Consider the following 18,670-nt stretch of genomic DNA (forward strand, 5'->3'; position numbering starts at 1 on the left):
TCACTAAATTGAGCACTTGGGTAAAGTTATTATCCATCTCATTGAAGAGGTTCGATTTATGTCTTCTCTAATCCTGGGTATTGAAACATCATGCGATGAAACTTCCGCGGCAGTGATAAGAGACGGAAAACATATGCTCTCAAACGTGATTTCCTCGCAGATTGACGTTCATAACGCCTTCGGCGGAGTCGTTCCGGAGATAGCGTCGCGCATGCACACCGAAATAATCCTCCAGGTAATAAATCAGGCTCTCGAGAACGCCGAGACTTCCGCCGGGGAAGTAGACGCCGTAGCGGTAACCCAAGGACCAGGACTCATAGGCTCTCTCATGGTCGGAATCTCAACGGCCAAGGCGCTTGCGTTCTCGCACGGAAAACCTCTTGTCGGGATAAACCATCTGGAAGCACATATAGCCGTGGCGCACCTTGAGAACGAAATTGATTTTCCCTTTGTCGCACTCATAGTTTCCGGAGGGCACACGAACCTTTACATGGTAAGGGGGTTTCTTGACTTCGAACTGCTCGGAAGCACGAGGGACGACGCCGCAGGAGAGGCTTTTGACAAGGGGGCAAAGGCACTCGGGCTCGGATACCCGGGAGGAGTTGAAATAGACAAACTCTCAAAAAACGGCAATCCCGACGCGATCAGTTTTCCAAGACCGTTTAACAATGAATCCCATGATTTTAGTTTCAGCGGGCTTAAAACGGCTCTTCTTAACCACATAAAGAAAAACCCGGTTAAAAGCGAAGAGAACCTCTGCGACGTATGCGCCGGGTTTCAGGAAGCCATAGTGGAAACCCTTATTGACAAGACGCTTAATGCCACAAGGAAAAACGGAGTTGAAAGCGTCGTTTTAGCAGGAGGGGTAGCCTGCAACTCAAGGCTAAGAAAGCTAAGCGAAGAGAGAATAAGAAGCGAAGGAATAAATGTTTTTATCCCCTCGCCCGCTCTTTGTACCGATAACGCAGCCATGATAGCCACGCTCGGTTACCACATGTACACGGATAACAGGGTGTCCGCACTTGATATATCTCCTTATTCAACCGCCAGACGAAACCAAAGAAATCACGTTTCGTAGTCTACAACAACCGCATCCGTCCTTATCTGCCGGATGAATTCCGCAACTTTCAGGTGCTCGGGGTGCTTCTGGTAGATTTCAAGATCTTCCTTCGATTCAAACTCGGAATAAAGAGCAACATCAAATGAGGTGGGAAGTTCATTAGAATTCCTGCCGATCTCCATGTCCTTTATCTCAGGAATCACGCTTTTGAGACTTTCAAGATCCTGCTTGATCTTGTCCATGAGCTCATCCTTGCTCATCCCTTCGTGCGAATCCTTGAGTTTCCACATCACTATATGCTTTATCACTTGAGTCTCCTTGGAGAAAGTGTCCGTAGCTTACCTAAGCAGTGTAAATTATTTTTCATAAAATTGCGAAAACTTTTTCATTGCCGATAAAAGCGGGTAACAGGGTGTCCGCACTTGATATATACCCTTATTCAACCGCAAGGCGGAAGCAAAGAAATCACGTTTCGTACTCGACAAGAGCCACGTCCGTTCTTATCTGCCGGATGAACTTCCCGACCTCCAAGTGCTTGGGATGCTTCAGGAAAACTTCGTAATCTTCCTTCGAGTCGAACTCAGAATAGAGAGCTACATCGTACGTGACGGGAAGTTCGCTAAAACTTTTGCCAAGCTCCATGGTCTTTATCTCCGGAACGGCGCTTTTCAGTCCCTCTAATTCCTGTTCGAACTTGGCAATAAGCTCATCCTTGCTCATTCCTTCGTGCAAATCCTTCAGCTTCCACATCACCATACGTTTTATCACTTGAGTCTCCTTGGAAAAAGTTTCTGTAGTTTTTTCAAACAGCGTAAATTATTTTCAGCGGAATTGCGAAAAAGCCCTTGATCATATCCAGACATATACCCCGCTTCCGGTGACAAAGTATATTCTGTAGATAAAAAAGGTATGATTTATTTTTTATGTGGGAAAAAAAAGAGATATTCAGCGAACTTCCGTTTGTTTCGAATTTCGAGAAAGACAAAACTGATTTCCTGCTTAAGATAGGCGAACTGATAGAAGTGCCGGAACGCTACGTTCTCACCAAGCAATTCGAACCGAGCCATTCCTTCTACTTTCTGGTTGAAGGCCAGGTGAATTTCTCAATCAGCGTCGAAGATAAAACAGATGAGTTCTCCGTGGGGAAGAGCAGTGAAAAATTCACGCCCATAGGTTGGTCGGGCTTTCGCTCTCCCAAACGCTACTACACAACTATTACATGCGAGAAGCCCTGCATACTGCTTAAGTGGAGTCACCAGAATCTTGAAAAATTCTTTGACCAGGAACCGCTTCTCGGACGTGAATTCCTGCTTTTCGTTCTCGGCAAGAGCATAAACCTCCTGACGCATGTCCGAGCAGAGCTTGCAGAATACAACAACCTAAGCTGGGATATTGAGTCGGGAAAAACAGGCGACTTCTCCCAAGAGGGAAAATACATATCCGTGCCCAGCCCGCTTGCGCTTCTGAGGCAATCCCCTTTTTTCGAGATTTTCCCCGACAAGACACTTCGCCATCTGGCAAAAGCGGTCCAGAAAAAATATTATCTGAACAACGAGCCCATATTCGCTCAGGGGGATATCTCAAAGGGGATAGACATACTGGCTTACGGAAAGGCGGCACTGTGCTTCTCGCCCGACAGCTCGCAGGGTGGAATCGAGGAATCGGTCGCACTTCACCTGATTAACCTTCCCGGATATCTGGTCGGCTGGATGGGGGCCGCCCCGGCAGGGTCAAACGACGTTACCGCCGTTGCGAGCAGGAATTCAGTTATCTACCACATAAGCGCACGCAATCTTCATAAAATCCTGAATCAGGACCCATACTCGGCCCTGGCTCTGGCCAGAAGACTCCTGTGGCTTATATCGATTCGGCTTCGAAACGCCCGCGCGGGACTCATATCGCAGAGATATGAACGCGAAATACTGGCCATAAGCAATCTTATCGAGCAAAACTCCATGCAGTTAAGCGTGAATTCTCCCATCCATAAACTTCCTCATCTGCTGAATAACCCGCTGACGCTCGATGACGCCTTCCGGCTTCTGTTCAGACTGGAAAAAGAAGGAAGCAGCCTTGAGAGGGAAATGTCCCGTCTCAGCCTTGATATTCTCGGAAAAATCTACAAGGAGTACAACTTTTTCGAGGGCCTGAAAAACGTTTATCAGTCCGTGACTGCCGCGCCAAAGTCGCTTTCTCCAAGCGAAATAAGAACAATGGCGGCCAAGCAATTCGCAGGTGTATTCAAAAACACCCCTTACGTAATCGAAGGCTGGGAGAACCTGCCCGACCAACCGGGGCACATCTTCATATACAATCACCTACTGAACCACCCCTACAACACCCTTCCCAACCATTTCCAGATCACGCTCGATTCCCACTTCATAAGCTCAATGGTTCTCTACGCAAAGTACGGCGAGGCCGGGATCCGCGTCGTGCGCGTCCCAAGAGCCGAGGAATACGGACACGAATACTACTACGAAAGACTCGGGCATATAAACGTCTACACCGACGAATCCGACACCGCGAACCAGACCCCCGAGCGTAGAAAAGCATGGAGGAAAAAATTCTACGATACCGCCAGGGAATACATCGCGAAAGGATTTAACATAGTTATAAGTCCCGAAGGAACCAGCATGACAACCGAGGAATCGCCCGGGCCGTTCAAGCTGGGCGCCTTTCTCCTGGCAGCGTCAATTGAACCTGAACCTTATATCGTTCCCATAGCGGTTGCGAACTTCGACAAGAGAATAAACCAGAACGTGTTTTCCCTAGCAATAAAAAAGCCCTTCAAGACATCCGATTACGTCAAAAATCCCGAGGATAACAAAGACAAGCTTTTTGAATTCGTCAAGGAATACGGAAACCTGTACAGGACTTACGTGGAAGAGGCGGCGGGGCTCGCAAGGCGAGCGGAATCCACCAAGATCAACTTAAAAACTTTTGAGCAGGTCGAAAAAGAATCCCTCGTAATCGACAAAAACCTGTTTGAGCAAGACGTAAGGATTCTTGAAAGACGTCATGTCGGAAAGAAAAATGACGCTACGGTTTTTTACGGCAGTTCAAGCTTCCGCCTCTGGAGAGGCATGGCAAGGGATTTTCCCGAATACAATGTTTCAAACCTGGGTTTCGGCGGCGCCAGGATTGCCTACTGCCTGCACTATTTCGAACGCCTTATAAAACCGAATGACGTTAAATCCCTAATTTTCTATGCGGGCGACAATGATATAGGAGACGGCTGTCTGCCAAGACAAATACTGAATTTCTTCGTGGATTTTTACTACCGCTTCAGAGAATCCTATCCCCACACGAAATTCACGTTTGTTTCCATAAAACCAAGTCCCGTAAGGTTCCCTTTTCTCGACAGAATCGAAGCGTCAAACGATCTCATAAGGCAGTTTCTGTCAAGAGAACCCAACGCTTTTTACCTAAACGTCTACGATTACATGCTAAATGAGAACGGAGACGTAAAAGAGGAACTGTTCACAGAAGACAGCCTCCATATGAACAGAAAGGGATACGCGTTATGGAGAGAGCTGTTTTTGGCGAACGAAAAAGAAATTTTTTACGATCCAAGACCCGAAGAATCCGAAAAACTCAAGGTTCTCCCAAAAACGGGAAACCATACCAGGGTATCGACTGACCTCGGTCTAAAATAGCCGGTCACTGCCGACCGCGCTCCCTCCCAGAAGCGGGAATCAAAAGCCACATCTTTCTTCGGGAACGTCGCCCCCAGCTTGGAGAAAGTAAAACGTAATTGCCCTCAAGCAACGGAGAGTCATCGAGGTAAAAAGAAAGTTTAGCGGAACCTTCGTGGCGCGAAACGTACCTTCCAGAAACGGAAAAATCGGCTTTCGCCGAGCAACATTGCCCGCGTAAAAAAACCCAAAGGTCGTTTTCTTCAAACTCAATCCCTATAGCCTTCTGCCTTTTATCCATCCATCCAGCGTTTGGAAAAACCCAGTGGCGACGGCCCTCTGAAAGTTCAAGGGAAAGAACAAAGCAGGTGGTTTCCGAGACGATTTTCCTAACAGAGTATCTGAGAGTTAAGTTCATAGAGCAGTCTCAGGCCATGGAGAGCAAGGTCATTGTCGACCCGGTTCGCGCAGGTGCATTCCTCAGAGATCGCTTCGGCAAACCCCCCGGTCATTACGATTTCAGGAGAGGATTTCATCTCCTCCTTGAGCTTTGCGCAGAGCCCGTCAATCATTGAGGCGTAACCGTAAAACAGCCCCGACTGTATGCACTCGACTGTGTCTTTGCCGATCACCTGTTCGGGTTTTTCGGGATCAACCTTCGGAAGCTTGGACGTCCCGTGGTAAAGCGCTACTGTAGATAGCTCGATCCCCGGGACTATCACTCCGCCCAGATATTCCCCTTTTTCCGAAACGCAGTCAAAAGTTGTAGCCGTGCCGAGATCAACCACTATCACGCTTCCGCCGAAACGGTGGTAAGCCGCAACAGCGTTTGCTATCCTGTCGGCTCCGAGCTCCTCGGGATTGTAAATCCGGATCTGCATTCCCGTCCTCGTCTCAGGACCCACGATTATGGGCTGATGACCGAAATATTTCTCCACCAGTTTCGCCATCCCCTCCTGCATCTCGGTAACCACACAGGAAAGTATGGCGCCGCTTAACGAAGAGGACGATATGTCGTTATCGTTCATCTTCCCGAAGAAGATAATTCCGTAATCATCGGGACTTTTAGTTCTGTCGGTATCGATCCTGAAACTGTATACGAGATCCTCTCCGGAAAATATTCCGACCATTATGCTGGTGTTGCCGACATCAATTGCGAGAAGCATGGCTAATTAAGCCCGGTCATTGTGATCTCACCTGTTGATTGACAGGTGCAGGCGTTTCCGGGACAACAAGATATTATTAATCCGATGCGGATAAACTGGTTTCGAGGGGAGTATAACTTAAAAACCGTGTAAACCGAAGCACTAAACTATGTACACTGACATAAAAACAGACCTTTGATAGGAGTAGATCGTACAAGTATTTCTATGGGAATTGTGCTATAATCGCAAAATCTTATATTAGAGGGGGTTTTAGTTATGAAGAGGTTTTACAATAATCCCGCGTGGTGCCGTATTCGTGGGTTGCGTGGTCTCGGAACTCTTGCTTTATCGATTGCGTTTTGTCTTACCGGATTGCTCGCGCTCTCATCTTGCGATCTTGATTTTTGGGATGACGATGATAATGGAGTGGAGCCGATTGAGATGAGAGGATTCTATACCAGTGTTAATATGGGTGGAGATACGGATTGCGTAACCGAAATTGTCAAAGTTTCTTCGGAAAGAGATGATGTGGTTGGGGGTGAACCTAACGTTACGCTTACCGCCAGCAGTAGCGCTTTTGGAGAGGGGTTCTTCCCGCAAATTGGTATAAGGGTCGGCGAAAGTGATAATAATCCGGCGACTATCGTATCCGCCTATGTGAGTGAAACGGGCGAAACTTTTGACAGGCCCGGAGCATATTTTCTTGCTGCAACAACCGACGATGCAGTTGTTCAGGGAGAAACGATATATACCGGTTACTGGACGGGCTACGCTTACCGCCCAGGGGGAGAAGGAACACTTAAACCTGTGGTGATTTGTCCCTACGTGCTGGTACCAATAGATACATTAGATGTTGAGAGTTGTGGCGGAACAAAAGATCCTGATGATGAAAGTGCGACAACGGCGAATGGAACTGATCCAGACATGGTCCACACGGGGCTGCAAAAGTATCTTACACAGGATAACGGCAACGGACTGGAACTGAGATCATGCTACAATGTTTTTGACAGCGATGGCAGGGTTTCTCCCGAGCAGCGTATGCCATAATCGAAATACCGCTGAACAATTAAAAAGATTGGAAGGGAGAATCTCGCGATTTCTCCCCTTCCATGCCTCCACATATGGGTTCGTGTGCACCGGTTTGATAGATTCAAGCTGCTGAATCGGTCAACACAGAAACAAGGTCAAGCTTAGTAGAACAACCTTTGGCGGAGCAAAGGGAAGCGCCGAGTTGTTCCTGATACACCATAGACTGCACAACCCGCGACGGGTTGGGTCATCAGGTTCCTACCAATACCGAGACAACACAATCTCGTAAAGTGCATGCTAGCTTTTTGACAAAATCCTAGGGGAAAACTATTATTTCACCGCGTCCGGAAGAAGAAAAAGTGAGAATAATAGTTACAGGCGGAGCGGGGTTCATAGGTTCCTGGGTATGCGAAGCGTATATTTCCGAGGGGCACGAGGTTTTCGTAATAGACAACCTCTCCACGGGATCTGAAAACAATATTCCGCCAAAAGCCGAATTCATTGAGTGCGACGTAAGGGATTTTACGGGACTCGAAAAAGTGTTCCTCCAGTTCCGCCCCGAGGTCGTAAACCACCACGCGGCCCAAATAAATGTAAGAGACTCGGTTGAAGACCCCAGTTTCGATGCCGATGTAAACATAGGTGGTTCCCTCAACGTTCTAAGGCTCTGCGCGGAACACAAAACAGAGAAGTTTATCTTCTCATCCACCGGAGGTGCCCTCTACGGAGAACCAGAAAAACTTCCTGCAGACGAGTCAACCCCGGCTCTTCCCCTCTCTCCCTACGGCATCTCGAAACTCTCAACGGAAAATTACGTGAGGTACCACTCGAAAAACCATGGCTTCGGACACGTGATCCTAAGATACGCAAACGTGTACGGAGAAAGGCAGAACCCCGAGGGAGAAGCGGGAGTAATAGGGATTTTCTGCGAGAACATAATCAACGGAAAACCCTGCCTCATATTCGGAGACGGAGAACAGACGAGGGATTACGTACATGTCTCTGACGTCTCCCGGGCAAACCTTCTCGCCGCAAGCCTCGAAGAAGAGGGAACCTTCAACATAGGAACGTCTATCGAAAGTTCTGTAAATGATATAGCGTGCATCCTCGGGGAAGTAACAAAAACTGGATTCGAAACCGTCCATGAAAAACAGCGTCCCGGCGAGGTAAGGAGAATAAGCCTTGACTGTTCCTTGGCGGTGGAAAGACTAGGATGGAGTGCGCAAGTGGCTTTGCGCGAGGGGCTTTTTAGAACATGGAACTGGTTTTCACAAGAGAGAGGTTAAGTAGGACCAGAAGCTTTTGTCTTTGAAAAAACCTCGTCCGTGGTTAAAATCTTGCTTTCACGGAGGGCGGAAGATGAAGGACAATGAAGAATTCTTTGATGTGCGTATTTACAAAAGATACATAACGGAAGGGGAAATCTCCCAGAAAGATTACGATAAACACATAAAATCCCTTCCCGACGTAACTGACAAGGCAACGTTCCTTGTCATTGACGAAGAAGAGGAAACCGGAGAGCAAGAAGAATAATGGAACGCTGGGATTACAAGGTAGTCTCGACCGACGTGCTTGTCAAAAGGCCGCAGGACCATGATATAGACGTCTACAAGGAAGAGGTTGACTCTCGAAGGGAAAGCACAAGGGGAAACCTTGAAGATTCCTTGGTTTCGCTTGGCGAGGAAGGCTGGGAACTTGCCACAATTACTGGCGAATTCGCCATATTTAAAAGAAGGGTCAGCTAAACGTCACTGCCACTCTATTGTGCCGGGAGGCTTCGTGGATATATCATAGACGACCCGGTTTATCCCCTTTACCTCATTTATTATCCTCACAGAAATTTTCCCGAGCAGGTCATAGGATACCTTCGACCAGTCGGCGGTCATTCCGTCCGTACTGCTCACGGCCCTAAGCGCGCAGACATTCTCATAGGTGCGTTCATCGCCCATCACCCCGACTGTCTTCACGGGAATAAATACGCAGAAAGCCTGCCATATCTCGTCGTAGGCGCCCGATTTCTTAAGCTCGTCGATAAAAATGCTGTCGGCACACCTCAGTATGGAAAGTCTCTCTCGCGTGACTTCCCCCATTATCCTGATCGCAAGACCGGGACCGGGAAAGGGGTGGCGGCCTATCAGGGAGGTAGGGAGACCAAGCTTCTCGCCAACACTTCTCACCTCGTCTTTGAAAAGTTCTCTAAGGGGTTCGACTATCTCAAAGTTCATTTTTTCCGGAAGTCCCCCGACGTTGTGGTGGGACTTTATAACGGCCGAGGGCCCCTTGACGCTCACACTCTCAATCACGTCGGGATAGAGGGTTCCCTGGGCAAGGAAGCGGACGTCGGATATTTTTTCCGCCTCTTCCTCAAACACCCTAACGAACTGCTCGCCCATAATCTTCCTTTTCGTCTCGGGATCCTCAACACCCTCAAGATGAGAAAGAAACCTGTCGGAGGCATCCACGTGAATGAAGTTCATCTCAAACCCGGAGAAGGCATCGCAGACCTCCTGCGCCTCATCAAGCCTCATGCATCCCGTATCGACGAAAATACAGTAAAGCCTACGGCCGACCGCCTCGTTAATGAGGGCCGCCGCAACCGAGGAATCCACTCCTCCTGAGAGCCCGCATATGATTTTGCCGTCCCCGACTCTTTCTCTTATCTCGTGTATTGAGTGCTCTATGAAAGATCCCGCCGTCCAGTTCCCGCCGAGACCCGCAACCCGGAAAAGAAAGTTAGAAAGTATCTCGACTCCGAATTCCGTATGCACGACTTCCGGGTGGAACTGCACTCCGTATATGTCTCCGCTCACGTTCCTAACCGCCGCGCACTCCGTGTTTTCGGTATCGGCTATCGCCGAAAAACCCTCGGGCACTCTCAAGACCCTGTCGCCGTGGGACATCCAGACGCCCGAGGTCTTCGCCACGTCCGAGAAAAGTGGATCTTCAGTGACTAGGTTCAAAACGGCGGGTCCGTATTCCCTTTTCTCAGAGCGCTCGACTTCCCCGCCAAGCTGGAAGACCAGCACTTGAAGCCCGTAACAGATTCCCAAAACGGGAACTCCCAAAGACAGTATCTCCTCATCCACCCTTGGAGAAGCATCCTCCCAGACGCTTGAGGGCCCTCCGGAAAGTATTATCGCCCCCGGCGGGTCCTTGCTTATTTCGTCTGCTGGAGTGTTGTAGGGCTTTATCTCGGAATAGACCCCGAGCTCCCTCGTGCGCCTAGCGATAAGCTGCGTATACTGGGAACCGAAATCAAGAACCAGAACTTTTTCGCGCATTTTAGGGTAAACCGCGCTCCCTGAAGCTTGCTTTACGAGACAATAAAACCGTTATCACCCGATCCTGTAGTTAGGAGATTCCTTGGTAATTACGATATCGTGAACGTGACTTTCCTGAAGCCCGGCGTTGGTAAGCTTCACAAACTTTGCGTTTTCCTGAAGTTCTTTCACGGTCGCGGAACCTGTGTAGCCCATCCCCGCCCGAAGCCCACCGACCAGCTGATAAACTATGGCTCCTATATTGCCTCTGTAAGGAACTCTTCCCTCTATTCCTTCGGGAACAAGCTTGGCTTCCATCATCTCATCGTCCTGGGCGTAGCGGTCCCTGCTTCCGGCCCTCATCGCTTCAATCGAACCCATGCCACGGTACACCTTGTAGGTTCTCCCCTGATAGAGAACGACCTCCCCGGGAGCTTCATCCGACCCGGCGAGCAGATTTCCTATCATGACGGAATCAGCGCCGGCGGCAAGTGCCTTGGTTATATCCCCCGAGTACTTTATTCCCCCGTCTGCTATTACGGGTATGTCATGTCTTTTCGCTACGGAACAGACCTTTCTTATGGCTGTTATCTGGGGCACTCCTATACCAGCTATAACGCGCGTTGTGCATATCGACCCGGGTCCGACCCCAACCTTAAGACAATCCACACCCGCTTTTATAAGATCCTCGGCCGCCTCGGATGTGGCTATGTTGCCGGCCACAAGATCTATATCGGGGTACTTATTTCTTATTTTAGCTAGGCTGTCGAGCACTCTTTTCGAATGCCCGTGGGCGGTATCCACCACTATGACATCACAACCCCCGGCGACAAGCTCATCCACCCGCTCCTGGCTGTGCTTGTCAACTCCGACCGCAGCTCCCACAAGAAGTCTTCCCATCGCATCCTTGGACGCCTTGGGGAACTTCTCTATTTTCTCTATGTCCTTCATGGTTATGAGGCCACGAAGCTTAAAGCCCTCGTCAACCACGGGAAGTTTCTCTATCTTGAACTTGTGAAGAAGCTCCTTGGCTTCCTGAAGAGTTGTGCCCTCTTTGACCGTGACAAGATTTTTTCTGGGCGTCATAACTTTATCGATTTTAAGGTCCATGTTCTTTTCGAACCTTATGTCCCTATTGGTGATTATTCCGTGAAGAGTGTTGTTGGGCTTTACGACGGGAAGACCCGAGATATCGTTTTCAACCATTATCTCAAGCGCTTCACTGACCCGTGTTCCCGGCCGTACAGTCAGAGGATTCACTATCATTCCGCTTTCGTATTTTTTTACCCTTTCGACCTCGCCCGCCTGCGCCGGGATGGAAAGATTCCTGTGGATTATTCCTATGCCGCCTTCCTGCGCCATGGCAATCGACGTCCGGGACTCGGTCACGGTATCCATAGCCGCGCTCAGTATGGGGATATTAAGGGTTATGCGCCGGGTAAGCCTTACTGAAACGTCAACTTCGCTCGGAAGAACTTCGGAGTAGCAGGGAGAAAGTATTACATCGTCAAAGGTAAGCGCTTCTTCAAAAACAAAATCCTGCATAGCAGTTAGCCGGCCTTCTTTGTGGCAGTGACCTTCCTCGCCCTGGGTTTTTTTGCTTTCGGGGCGGGTTTTGCTTTTTCCTTATCACTGGGAACATCGCTCCCGCTCATACTTTGAAAACCCTTCCCGAAAAGATCCAGAATTTTCTTTCTCGCGTCGGAAGCCTCAACCCCGAGTTCAATCTCTATTTCCTGCTCTTTATCAAGAAGATTCAGGAAAACGGATACGATACCCACATAAGTCGTATCGTCCACTTTCTCAAATCCCATGGATTTCAAAAGCTTCCTGGGAATGACCGGAAACTGGAAATCAACAGTGTCGACAGATTCCTTGGAAAGGGAACCATCTTGACTTATGCTTACTTTTATTCGTGTAGATTTCATCGCTTAACCACCGGATTGCTCTATAATAAGAGATCGTAGTTTACTAAAAACGGCTTAATAAAGCAATTTAAGTCCTTCCAATATGCATTTGCGCCGTAACAATTTTTGGGGCCCGGTTTCCGTAATGAGAGCGGGGAAGGCACGGCACCAGCCGTATCGCAGCAATCTGACAGCCGGATTTCTTGATTAAGACACAATGCAGCACTGATTTCCACAGAATCCCCAGCCCTAAACAGATCCCCTTAGCCCTCAGACATCACTTCGAAATCCGTAATCTCGATTTCATACTTAAGGCCCAGTATCTTGTTAACGGAAAGGTAAAAAGTGTTGAAAAAGACGGTGTTGCCGGGCTTTATGTTGACATTGGCAGAGGCACCAGTACCGGTGAGCGCCGAGAGGTCATCCCCGCTTTTTCTGTTCAGTTTCTGAAGAGGATGGTCAGTATCGGCATTTCTAAGATCCCGAATCGAGAGGGTGTTTCCGGAATAAAAGTCCTGAACGTAAACGGTCCGCCCCGATACCTGAAAGCTGCTCCTGAGCTTTATGTAGCTGACTGGCACATCGCTTTCATTCATGATCTCCCCGCGAACGAAGAAAAGGTAGCCTTTCTTCGTGCTTATCCACTGGGATTCCATATTTCTTACGATCAGTTTGCGGGAAATGCCATCGCTCTCCCAGAACCACTGCTCGGGGTAAAGTCCGAACTTAAAAGCCCCGAGACCCAGTGCGAGGAGAACCGCTATCAGGATAGGTCTGCGCGGATATCTTCTCTTTTTTCCTTCGTCTATACCGTAAAATATCTTTTCCGCATCCATAAGCCCGGCCCCGGAAATAAAAAGCCTTCTAAAAGGCAAAGCGATGCCTTCGGAGGCAGATTATAACCGTAATACATGCTTTTCCCCACAAACCAAGTCTTCCTCGCGGACCACAGTCCGGAAAAGCATCTGGAACCATTAACCGCTTCATTTTACAACCGCCGTCCTTCTAGCTATAAATATTAGTGAAAAAAGGGTCCCAAGCCCCGCCCTACGTAGAAATTCAACCTCGGAAATAAGAACATATAGGGAGAAAAAACCATGATCAAAACTCTTAAGAATAGTAAAACTCTTTGGGTCTTAATACTTGCGGCAGGAATGATTTTCGGTGTTTCCGGCAACGCGGTCGCCCAAAGTGGCAGTTTTTACATCGGAGCTTCAGCCGGGATTGAGCGCGCGAGCATGGAACACGCGAAAACCGTTGACAACACCGATGTTCCGGCCAATTTTCTCCAGCACGGAGAAATCTACAACACCAGCGACTCGGCAAGCAAAACGGGTTTTTCAGGCGGACTCCTCGCCGGCTACCGGCTCAATCTCGACCCAAGCGGCACCATCTACTTAGGCGTCGAGATTGACGGACAGTTCCACAGCGGCACAATAAGCGGAACGCTTCCCGGAGAAGGCCAATCCCAAGGCCGAAACCAGCACGGAGAGGCCTGGCCGGACGAGTGGAGCGTCGAGAGAAAAAACAGCTACGGCGTGACGTTGATGGCAGGGTTTAGCCCCCCGTTTCTGATCTCGCTTCTGGGTCCAGGTGCCGGAATCTACGCTCTTGGCGGCGTACGCCGCTTGGATGCGGAGTTAAAGGTTGATTACAACGGCTGCCCAACTGGCGACGTGCTCTGTGGTCCCGGCGAGTTTACCGCAGAAGGCACCAATTCCTACGACGAGACTTTATACGGGCTGACAGTAGGTGGAGGTCTTGAAAAGATGATCGGCGATAAGATAGGAATCCGGGGCGAGATACGCCATACGCAGTACGGAAAGGAGGACCGGGAGACTTTTGCGGATTTTGAGGTCAAGGTTCCCATATCGCTTGACGGAAGCGAAACCGGCTTTTCAGTAAAAGCGGTTGTGTACTTCTGAACCGCTCCTAGTCGGTCGTCTCGCAGAAATCTCGGTCCCGTTCAAGAAGACTCTTTCTCTCCCGACGGCTTTTGGATTCGGGAGAACAACAGTTAGCTTGGAGTTCCAGACAAAGTGGGCCTTGTGGCTTTTCCCGAGAAAACTGCACCCGAAACTACCTGTTCCGTGCACAGCAAAACAGATTGAAAAAAATATCCCTTTATGTAATAATAACGCTCATTGCCTTTTTCAGGAGTGGATGAATGAACCCGGCTAACCCCTTTGCGTCCCTTCGGGAGGAAATGGATAAGCATGTCGTCGGACACGACGAAGTGAAGACTGCTCTTCTTCTGGGAATAATCTCAAGAGAGCACATTTACATTGAAGGTCCTCCAGGTACGGCAAAGACCATGCTTTCGGAGATCGTTTCCAAGGCAGCCCAGCTCAATTTCTTTTTCTACCAGCTTCACAGAGACACCAGGCTCTCAGAACTTGTCGGAGACCTTACCATAGTGAAGGAAGACACCGAACTCGGAGAAAGGATAAAGCAAGATATCATAAAGGGCGGCATACTGACGTCTGAGATTTGTCTTTTAGACGACATATCGCGCGCGCCGGGGGAATCACTCAACATACTCCTTCGTATACTTAACGAAAGAAAATTCTTCAACGAACCTATTCCCCTTCTGACAGCAATAGCGACAAGCAACCCGACGGCGGACGAGTACTACAACGAACCCCTTGATCCGGCAAACCTCGATCGGTTTATTCTTCAGGTGAAGGCCCTTGGAATTTCCTACGGAAGAAAATGGGACGAAGCCAGAAAGGTTATCGAGCTTTACGCCGAAAAGCCGTTTGAAGAAAAAATACCAAAAAGAGTAAGCAAAAAGCTTTTCGACAAAAGTTACAAGAAACTTGAGAAAATCCAGATCCCGCCCGATGTGCAGGAAGGTCTTGCGAGATTTACCGCCATAATGATCGAGGATTTCGGGCTTAACGAAACCAACTCCCTTATTACAGACAGGACGTTTTTCGTAAAAGCACTGAAGCTTGTCCGCTCCCACGCGCTTCTGAACGAAAGAGAGGTATGTTCAAGAGAAGACCTCGACGTTTTAAGATACATGACCGCTTTCCGGGTTCCTCCCGATGTCTACGAACAGATGGACAATATTCTTCGGAACATAGTTCAGGATAAAAAAAAAAGCCAGATGACCAGCTAAAGCCTGATCCGGATCAGATGCCTGATTCGGAGTTCGACCAGGATTTTTCTCAGGAACCCAAAGGGGAAATCCCTGACGAGGAAGCGGACAAGGAAACCGAGAACCCGCTTGCCGAAGCCCAGAAAACCTTCTTCGACGCGCTCAAGGATCTAAAGCAGAACCTTGATAACAACCAGAGCGAAATGGCTCCTCCCGAGGGCCAAGACGTGCCGAGCGACCCCACCGGGAACCCCCAGGACAGCGGAAACACGGAAAGGGAGGACAAATCCGCGCGCGCCTACATGAGCAGCAAATCCACCAAGGCCGGAGAGGACGACGATACTGTCATCCCGGGAAGGGGAAATACGGAAACCGCCGAGAACATAAAACGCATCATGAGAGTCCTTGAGGGCAATTTCCAGAAAAGCATGGCCAAGAAAACCTCCCACCCGGGAGGCTCCCCCAGAAAATGGAAACGCATGTCCTCTTTTGACGAGATAGAAGATATAGATCCCGTAGAGGCGTTCATATGGTCCCAGCATACCTCTCCCAAACTCCCGCGGGTTCACCTTCGAGAGAAAGAGACGCTCGGAGGAGAAATAGCCATACTCAGGGACATAAGCACTTCGATGATGGGAGTTTACAGCGAGTGGTCTTCATCCGTCGTAAAGGGAGTAATAGAGCTCGCGAGAAGAAAGAGAATGAGAATCGGCTATCTGGAATTTAATCACCGCTCAAGAAAACACACGAAAAATTCCCGCTTTTTCACCAGGGACTACAGGTGGATAGAACAGCTTGCGGAGAAAACGGACTGCTCTGGCAACACAAACTACGAAGAGGCACTTGGAGAAGCGCTTAAGGAATTCCGAGGCAGAGGGCTTAGAAACAAGCACATACTCTTTATAACCGACGGAATTCCAACTTCCGGCGATCCAAATGTGGAAGCTCAGAGAGTACGCGCAAAAAGTATAGGCGTCTGCATACACTCCATATTCATCGGGTCGAAGAACTACCCGCCAATACTTGAAATAATTTCAAAAGAAACGGTCGGAACACAGTTCATGGCGTCAAAGGGGCGTGACGACATAATACGCATAGAGAGAAAAGACAGGGCTTATCTGCAAGCCGAGCAGGAAAAAATCGCCAGATCGCAGCATGACGGCTTCGCAAGAGCATTCAGAGGAGAGTTCTAGTATGCCCGAAAGATGTTTTGAACATAGAAGATTATTGCTTCGCCTTCTTTAAAAGCTTGTTCACGGCATTTAAATGATCCTCGTATTTGCTTGAGAAAATATGGACCCCGTCTCCGTTTGAGACGAAGTAAAGATAGTCCACGTCTGCCGGTTCAAGCGCCGCGCGGATTGAATCAAGACCAGGGGCGGCTATCGGGCCCGGGGGAAGTCCTGAAACCACGTAGGTGTTATAGGGAGAAGGGAAACTCAGATCTTTTTTTCTAATATCGCCGTCAAACTTCTCGCCAAGAGCGTAAATCACCGTCGGGTCAAACTCAAGCTTCATCCCTTTGCGAAGCCGGTTGCGTATTACGGCCGAAACAAGAGGCCTCTCCGGGGAAAAAGCCGTTTCTTTCTCTATCAGTGAGGCGATGGTCACAATCTTCTTGATATCGGGTTGCGTGCTTACGATACCAAGCGTCGCGCAAACTTTCCGAAATCTATCGAGCATCGTTTCAATTACCTTTTCCGCAGGGTAGTCCCGCGCGAAGAAATAAGTATCGGGGAAAATGAATCCCTCAAGATTCGAAACGTCCACGCCAAGTTTTTTCTTGGAATACTCACCGTTTTCCGCAACCGCGAGAAACTCTTCCCGGGAAACTATCTGCGAGGCATCGAGAATCCCGGCCATCTGTACAAGAGTAATCCCTTCGGGAAAAGTGACTTTCCTTAAAGACACTTCGCCGCGACGCAGCTTTCTATGAACAGCATAAGGCGTCTCGCCGGCTGAAAACACGTATTCGCCGTGCTTAAGCTTCCTCTGGGTTCCGCTTAAAAAAGCCGAAAGAAAAAAAACCTCAGCTTTTCTTATCACTCCATCCCCTTCAAGCTTCTCCGCTATAGCGGATAGGCCAAGGCCTTGCGGTATGTCGACAATTTTTGTCTCAGTTGAAAAACCGTCTAGGAAATAAAGCCAAGCAGACAAAGCTAAGAGAAGGAAAACAAAAACCGCAAGCCCCGCTGATAAACGGTTAAATCGACGAGTCCCGCTCATCTGGAGAGTATCACCATCTCGTTTCGGTGGATTATCTCATCGCTGTACCTGTACCCAAGCACATCCTCTATTTCCGATGACCTCTTTCCGACGATCTTCCTTACCTCTGAAGAGCCGTAGGAACAAAGCCCTCTTGATATCTCGACCGCAGAGGAATTAAAGCAGCTTACAAGCTCTCCTATCCCGAATTCTCCCTCAACTTCCTTTATTCCCGAGGGAAGAAGGCTCTTGCCTTTCTTGGTAATCGCCTCTGCGGCGCCCTCATCCAGTATGAGTTTCCCCTGAGGCTTAAGCGTATAGGCAATCCAGTGCTTTTTGCCCGTGAGCCTTTCCCTTGTCGGAAGTATCACGGTTCCGTATTCGTGGCCGTCAAAAATACTCAGAAGAGAATCTTTTCTTTTACCGTTTGCGATTATAGTCGGCACCCCGAAGGCAGCGGCAGACCTTGCCGCCTGAACCTTGGTTCTCATCCCCCCGGAAGTGGTCTTGCCGAAAGTATCCCCGGCAAAGGACTCTATTCTCGAATCTATCTCCGCGATCGTGGAAAGCAACTTTGCGTTTTCGTCTTTCGCCGGATCCTTGTCGAAAAAACCCTCCACGTTGCTCAGCAGCACGAGAAGATCCGCTTCCGTAAGGGAAATCACAAGCGCCGCGAGATTGTCATTATCCCCAAACATGATTTCCTCGAAGGCCACCGTGTCGTTTTCGTTTATAACGGGAATTATCTCCATCTCAAGCAGCCGCCGGATGGTCTTTCTAGAGTTAAGGAACCTCTTCCTGTCGGAGAAGCCGTCGCGGGTAAGCAGAATCTGCGCGACATTAAGGCCGAACTCGGAAAAAGCCTCTTCGTAATTCCTGATAAGCTCGGTCTGACCGCAAGCCGAGATCGCCTGTTTTACGTCTATCTCCCGGGGTTTGGTCGAAAGACCCAATTTCTTCATCCCCGACGCTATGGCTCCCGAAGAAACTATGATCGTTCTCACTCCCCTCTGCTTAAGGTTAAAGATCTGCTTCGCCATTTCCTTGAAAACAGACTCGTTAAGAGACCCGTCGCCGTGGGTAAGCACGCTGCTTCCTATCTTGACTACGGCGGTCTTTACCTTCTTGATGAGATTTTTTCTTTCCTGCTCGCTCATGGCGGTTCTATTCTACCCAAATACGAAAATCCATCCTATTTGACAACAAATAAGGCTCTTGATATCTTTTCAGTTCGCTTTCGTTGCGGGAATAGCTCAGTTGGCTAGAGCGTCTCCTTGCCAAGGAGAAGGTCGCGGGTTCGAATCCCGTTTCCCGCTCCACTTCCCACAC

At 49.1% G+C, this 18,670-nt stretch carries 18 protein-coding genes and 1 tRNA gene; 9 read left to right on the top strand and 10 right to left on the bottom strand.

The features are described 5' to 3' along the window. Window positions 1–58: 58 nt before the first annotated feature. The gene (tsaD, locus tag F4X55_05650) at window positions 59–1,078 is read left to right on the top strand and encodes a tRNA (adenosine(37)-N6)-threonylcarbamoyltransferase complex transferase subunit TsaD (protein MYC40477.1); all 1,020 of its coding nucleotides are present in this window, start codon (window positions 59–61) and stop codon (window positions 1,076–1,078) included. Here the strand turns inward: tsaD and F4X55_05655 are convergent. Continuing rightward, on the bottom strand, window positions 1,066–1,368 hold the full coding sequence (locus F4X55_05655; GenBank protein MYC40478.1) for a Dabb family protein: 303 nt from the start codon (window positions 1,366–1,368) through the stop codon (window positions 1,066–1,068). The two genes, tsaD and F4X55_05655, sit on opposite strands and share 13 nt — an antisense overlap. 157 nt (window positions 1,369–1,525) lie before the next feature. Next, the gene (locus F4X55_05660) at window positions 1,526–1,828 is read right to left on the bottom strand and encodes a Dabb family protein (protein MYC40479.1); all 303 of its coding nucleotides are present in this window, start codon (window positions 1,826–1,828) and stop codon (window positions 1,526–1,528) included. A gap of 155 nt (window positions 1,829–1,983) precedes the next feature. Here F4X55_05660 and F4X55_05665 point away from each other — a divergent pair, with 155 nt between their 5' ends. Further along, complete coding sequence (locus F4X55_05665) at window positions 1,984–4,713, top strand: cyclic nucleotide-binding domain-containing protein (GenBank protein ID MYC40480.1); 2,730 nt, start codon at window positions 1,984–1,986, stop codon at window positions 4,711–4,713. A 4-nt stretch (window positions 4,714–4,717) separates the two neighbouring features. Here the strand turns inward: F4X55_05665 and F4X55_05670 are convergent, their stop codons facing one another. Further along, entirely contained in the window at window positions 4,718–5,110 is a 393-nt protein-coding gene (locus F4X55_05670; protein ID MYC40481.1) for a hypothetical protein, read from the bottom strand. Further along, window positions 5,082–5,858 (bottom strand): type III pantothenate kinase, encoded by a 777-nt coding sequence (locus F4X55_05675; protein ID MYC40482.1) that lies wholly within the window; start codon window positions 5,856–5,858, stop codon window positions 5,082–5,084. The genes F4X55_05670 and F4X55_05675 overlap by 29 nt, the downstream gene beginning before the upstream one ends. 255 nt (window positions 5,859–6,113) lie before the next feature. Between F4X55_05675 and F4X55_05680 the strand changes: the two genes are divergently transcribed. From F4X55_05680 to F4X55_05690, 3 genes are all read left to right on the top strand, one after another. Further along, a complete protein-coding gene (locus tag F4X55_05680; GenBank protein ID MYC40483.1) occupies window positions 6,114–6,884 on the top strand; it encodes a hypothetical protein in 771 nt (256 codons plus the stop codon). A gap of 341 nt (window positions 6,885–7,225) precedes the next feature. Next, window positions 7,226–8,152 (top strand): NAD-dependent epimerase/dehydratase family protein, encoded by a 927-nt coding sequence (locus F4X55_05685; protein ID MYC40484.1) that lies wholly within the window; start codon window positions 7,226–7,228, stop codon window positions 8,150–8,152. A gap of 246 nt (window positions 8,153–8,398) precedes the next feature. Then, window positions 8,399–8,611, top strand: a complete 213-nt coding sequence (locus tag F4X55_05690; GenBank protein MYC40485.1) for a hypothetical protein — start codon at window positions 8,399–8,401, stop codon at window positions 8,609–8,611. A gap of 3 nt (window positions 8,612–8,614) precedes the next feature. Here F4X55_05690 and guaA read toward each other — a convergent pair whose 3' ends face one another. From guaA to F4X55_05710, 4 genes are all read right to left on the bottom strand, one after another. After that, the gene (gene guaA / locus F4X55_05695; protein MYC40486.1) at window positions 8,615–10,147 is read right to left on the bottom strand and encodes a glutamine-hydrolyzing GMP synthase; all 1,533 of its coding nucleotides are present in this window, start codon (window positions 10,145–10,147) and stop codon (window positions 8,615–8,617) included. Between the two features lie 54 nt (window positions 10,148–10,201). Further along, window positions 10,202–11,671, bottom strand: coding sequence for an IMP dehydrogenase (gene guaB, locus F4X55_05700; protein MYC40487.1), 1,470 nt, complete (start codon window positions 11,669–11,671; stop codon window positions 10,202–10,204). Window positions 11,672–11,676: 5 nt separating this feature from the next. Beyond that, complete coding sequence (locus F4X55_05705) at window positions 11,677–12,054, bottom strand: hypothetical protein (GenBank protein ID MYC40488.1); 378 nt, start codon at window positions 12,052–12,054, stop codon at window positions 11,677–11,679. Between the two features lie 242 nt (window positions 12,055–12,296). After that, window positions 12,297–12,908, bottom strand: a complete 612-nt coding sequence (locus F4X55_05710) for a hypothetical protein (protein MYC40489.1) — start codon at window positions 12,906–12,908, stop codon at window positions 12,297–12,299. Window positions 12,909–13,130: 222 nt separating this feature from the next. Between F4X55_05710 and F4X55_05715 the strand changes: the two genes are divergently transcribed. The 3 genes from F4X55_05715 (at window position 13,131) to F4X55_05725 (ending at window position 16,329) form a co-directional block, all read left to right on the top strand. Then, window positions 13,131–13,958 carry a porin family protein gene (locus tag F4X55_05715; protein ID MYC40490.1) on the top strand — a complete coding sequence of 276 codons (828 nt, stop codon included), beginning with the start codon at window positions 13,131–13,133 and terminating at the stop codon, window positions 13,956–13,958. A 242-nt stretch (window positions 13,959–14,200) separates the two neighbouring features. Continuing rightward, a complete protein-coding gene (locus F4X55_05720) occupies window positions 14,201–15,157 on the top strand; it encodes a MoxR family ATPase (GenBank protein ID MYC40491.1) in 957 nt (318 codons plus the stop codon). Between the two features lie 17 nt (window positions 15,158–15,174). Beyond that, complete coding sequence (locus F4X55_05725) at window positions 15,175–16,329, top strand: VWA domain-containing protein (protein ID MYC40492.1); 1,155 nt, start codon at window positions 15,175–15,177, stop codon at window positions 16,327–16,329. A 31-nt stretch (window positions 16,330–16,360) separates the two neighbouring features. Here F4X55_05725 and mltG read toward each other — a convergent pair whose 3' ends face one another. Both mltG and proB read right to left on the bottom strand, forming a co-directional pair. Continuing rightward, window positions 16,361–17,362, bottom strand: a complete 1,002-nt coding sequence (gene mltG / locus F4X55_05730) for an endolytic transglycosylase MltG (protein MYC40493.1) — start codon at window positions 17,360–17,362, stop codon at window positions 16,361–16,363. Further along, window positions 17,359–18,498, bottom strand: a complete 1,140-nt coding sequence (gene proB / locus F4X55_05735) for a glutamate 5-kinase (GenBank protein MYC40494.1) — start codon at window positions 18,496–18,498, stop codon at window positions 17,359–17,361. Before proB ends, mltG begins: the two co-directional genes overlap by 4 nt. 85 nt (window positions 18,499–18,583) lie before the next feature. Here proB and F4X55_05740 point away from each other — a divergent pair. Then, window positions 18,584–18,660 (top strand) — tRNA-Gly (locus tag F4X55_05740). The last annotated feature ends 10 nt before the right edge of the window (window positions 18,661–18,670 follow it).

It is taken from the genome of Candidatus Dadabacteria bacterium, from assembly GCA_009840385.1.
Classification (GTDB): Bacteria; Desulfobacterota_D; UBA1144; order Nemesobacterales; family Nemesobacteraceae; genus Nemesobacter; species Nemesobacter australis.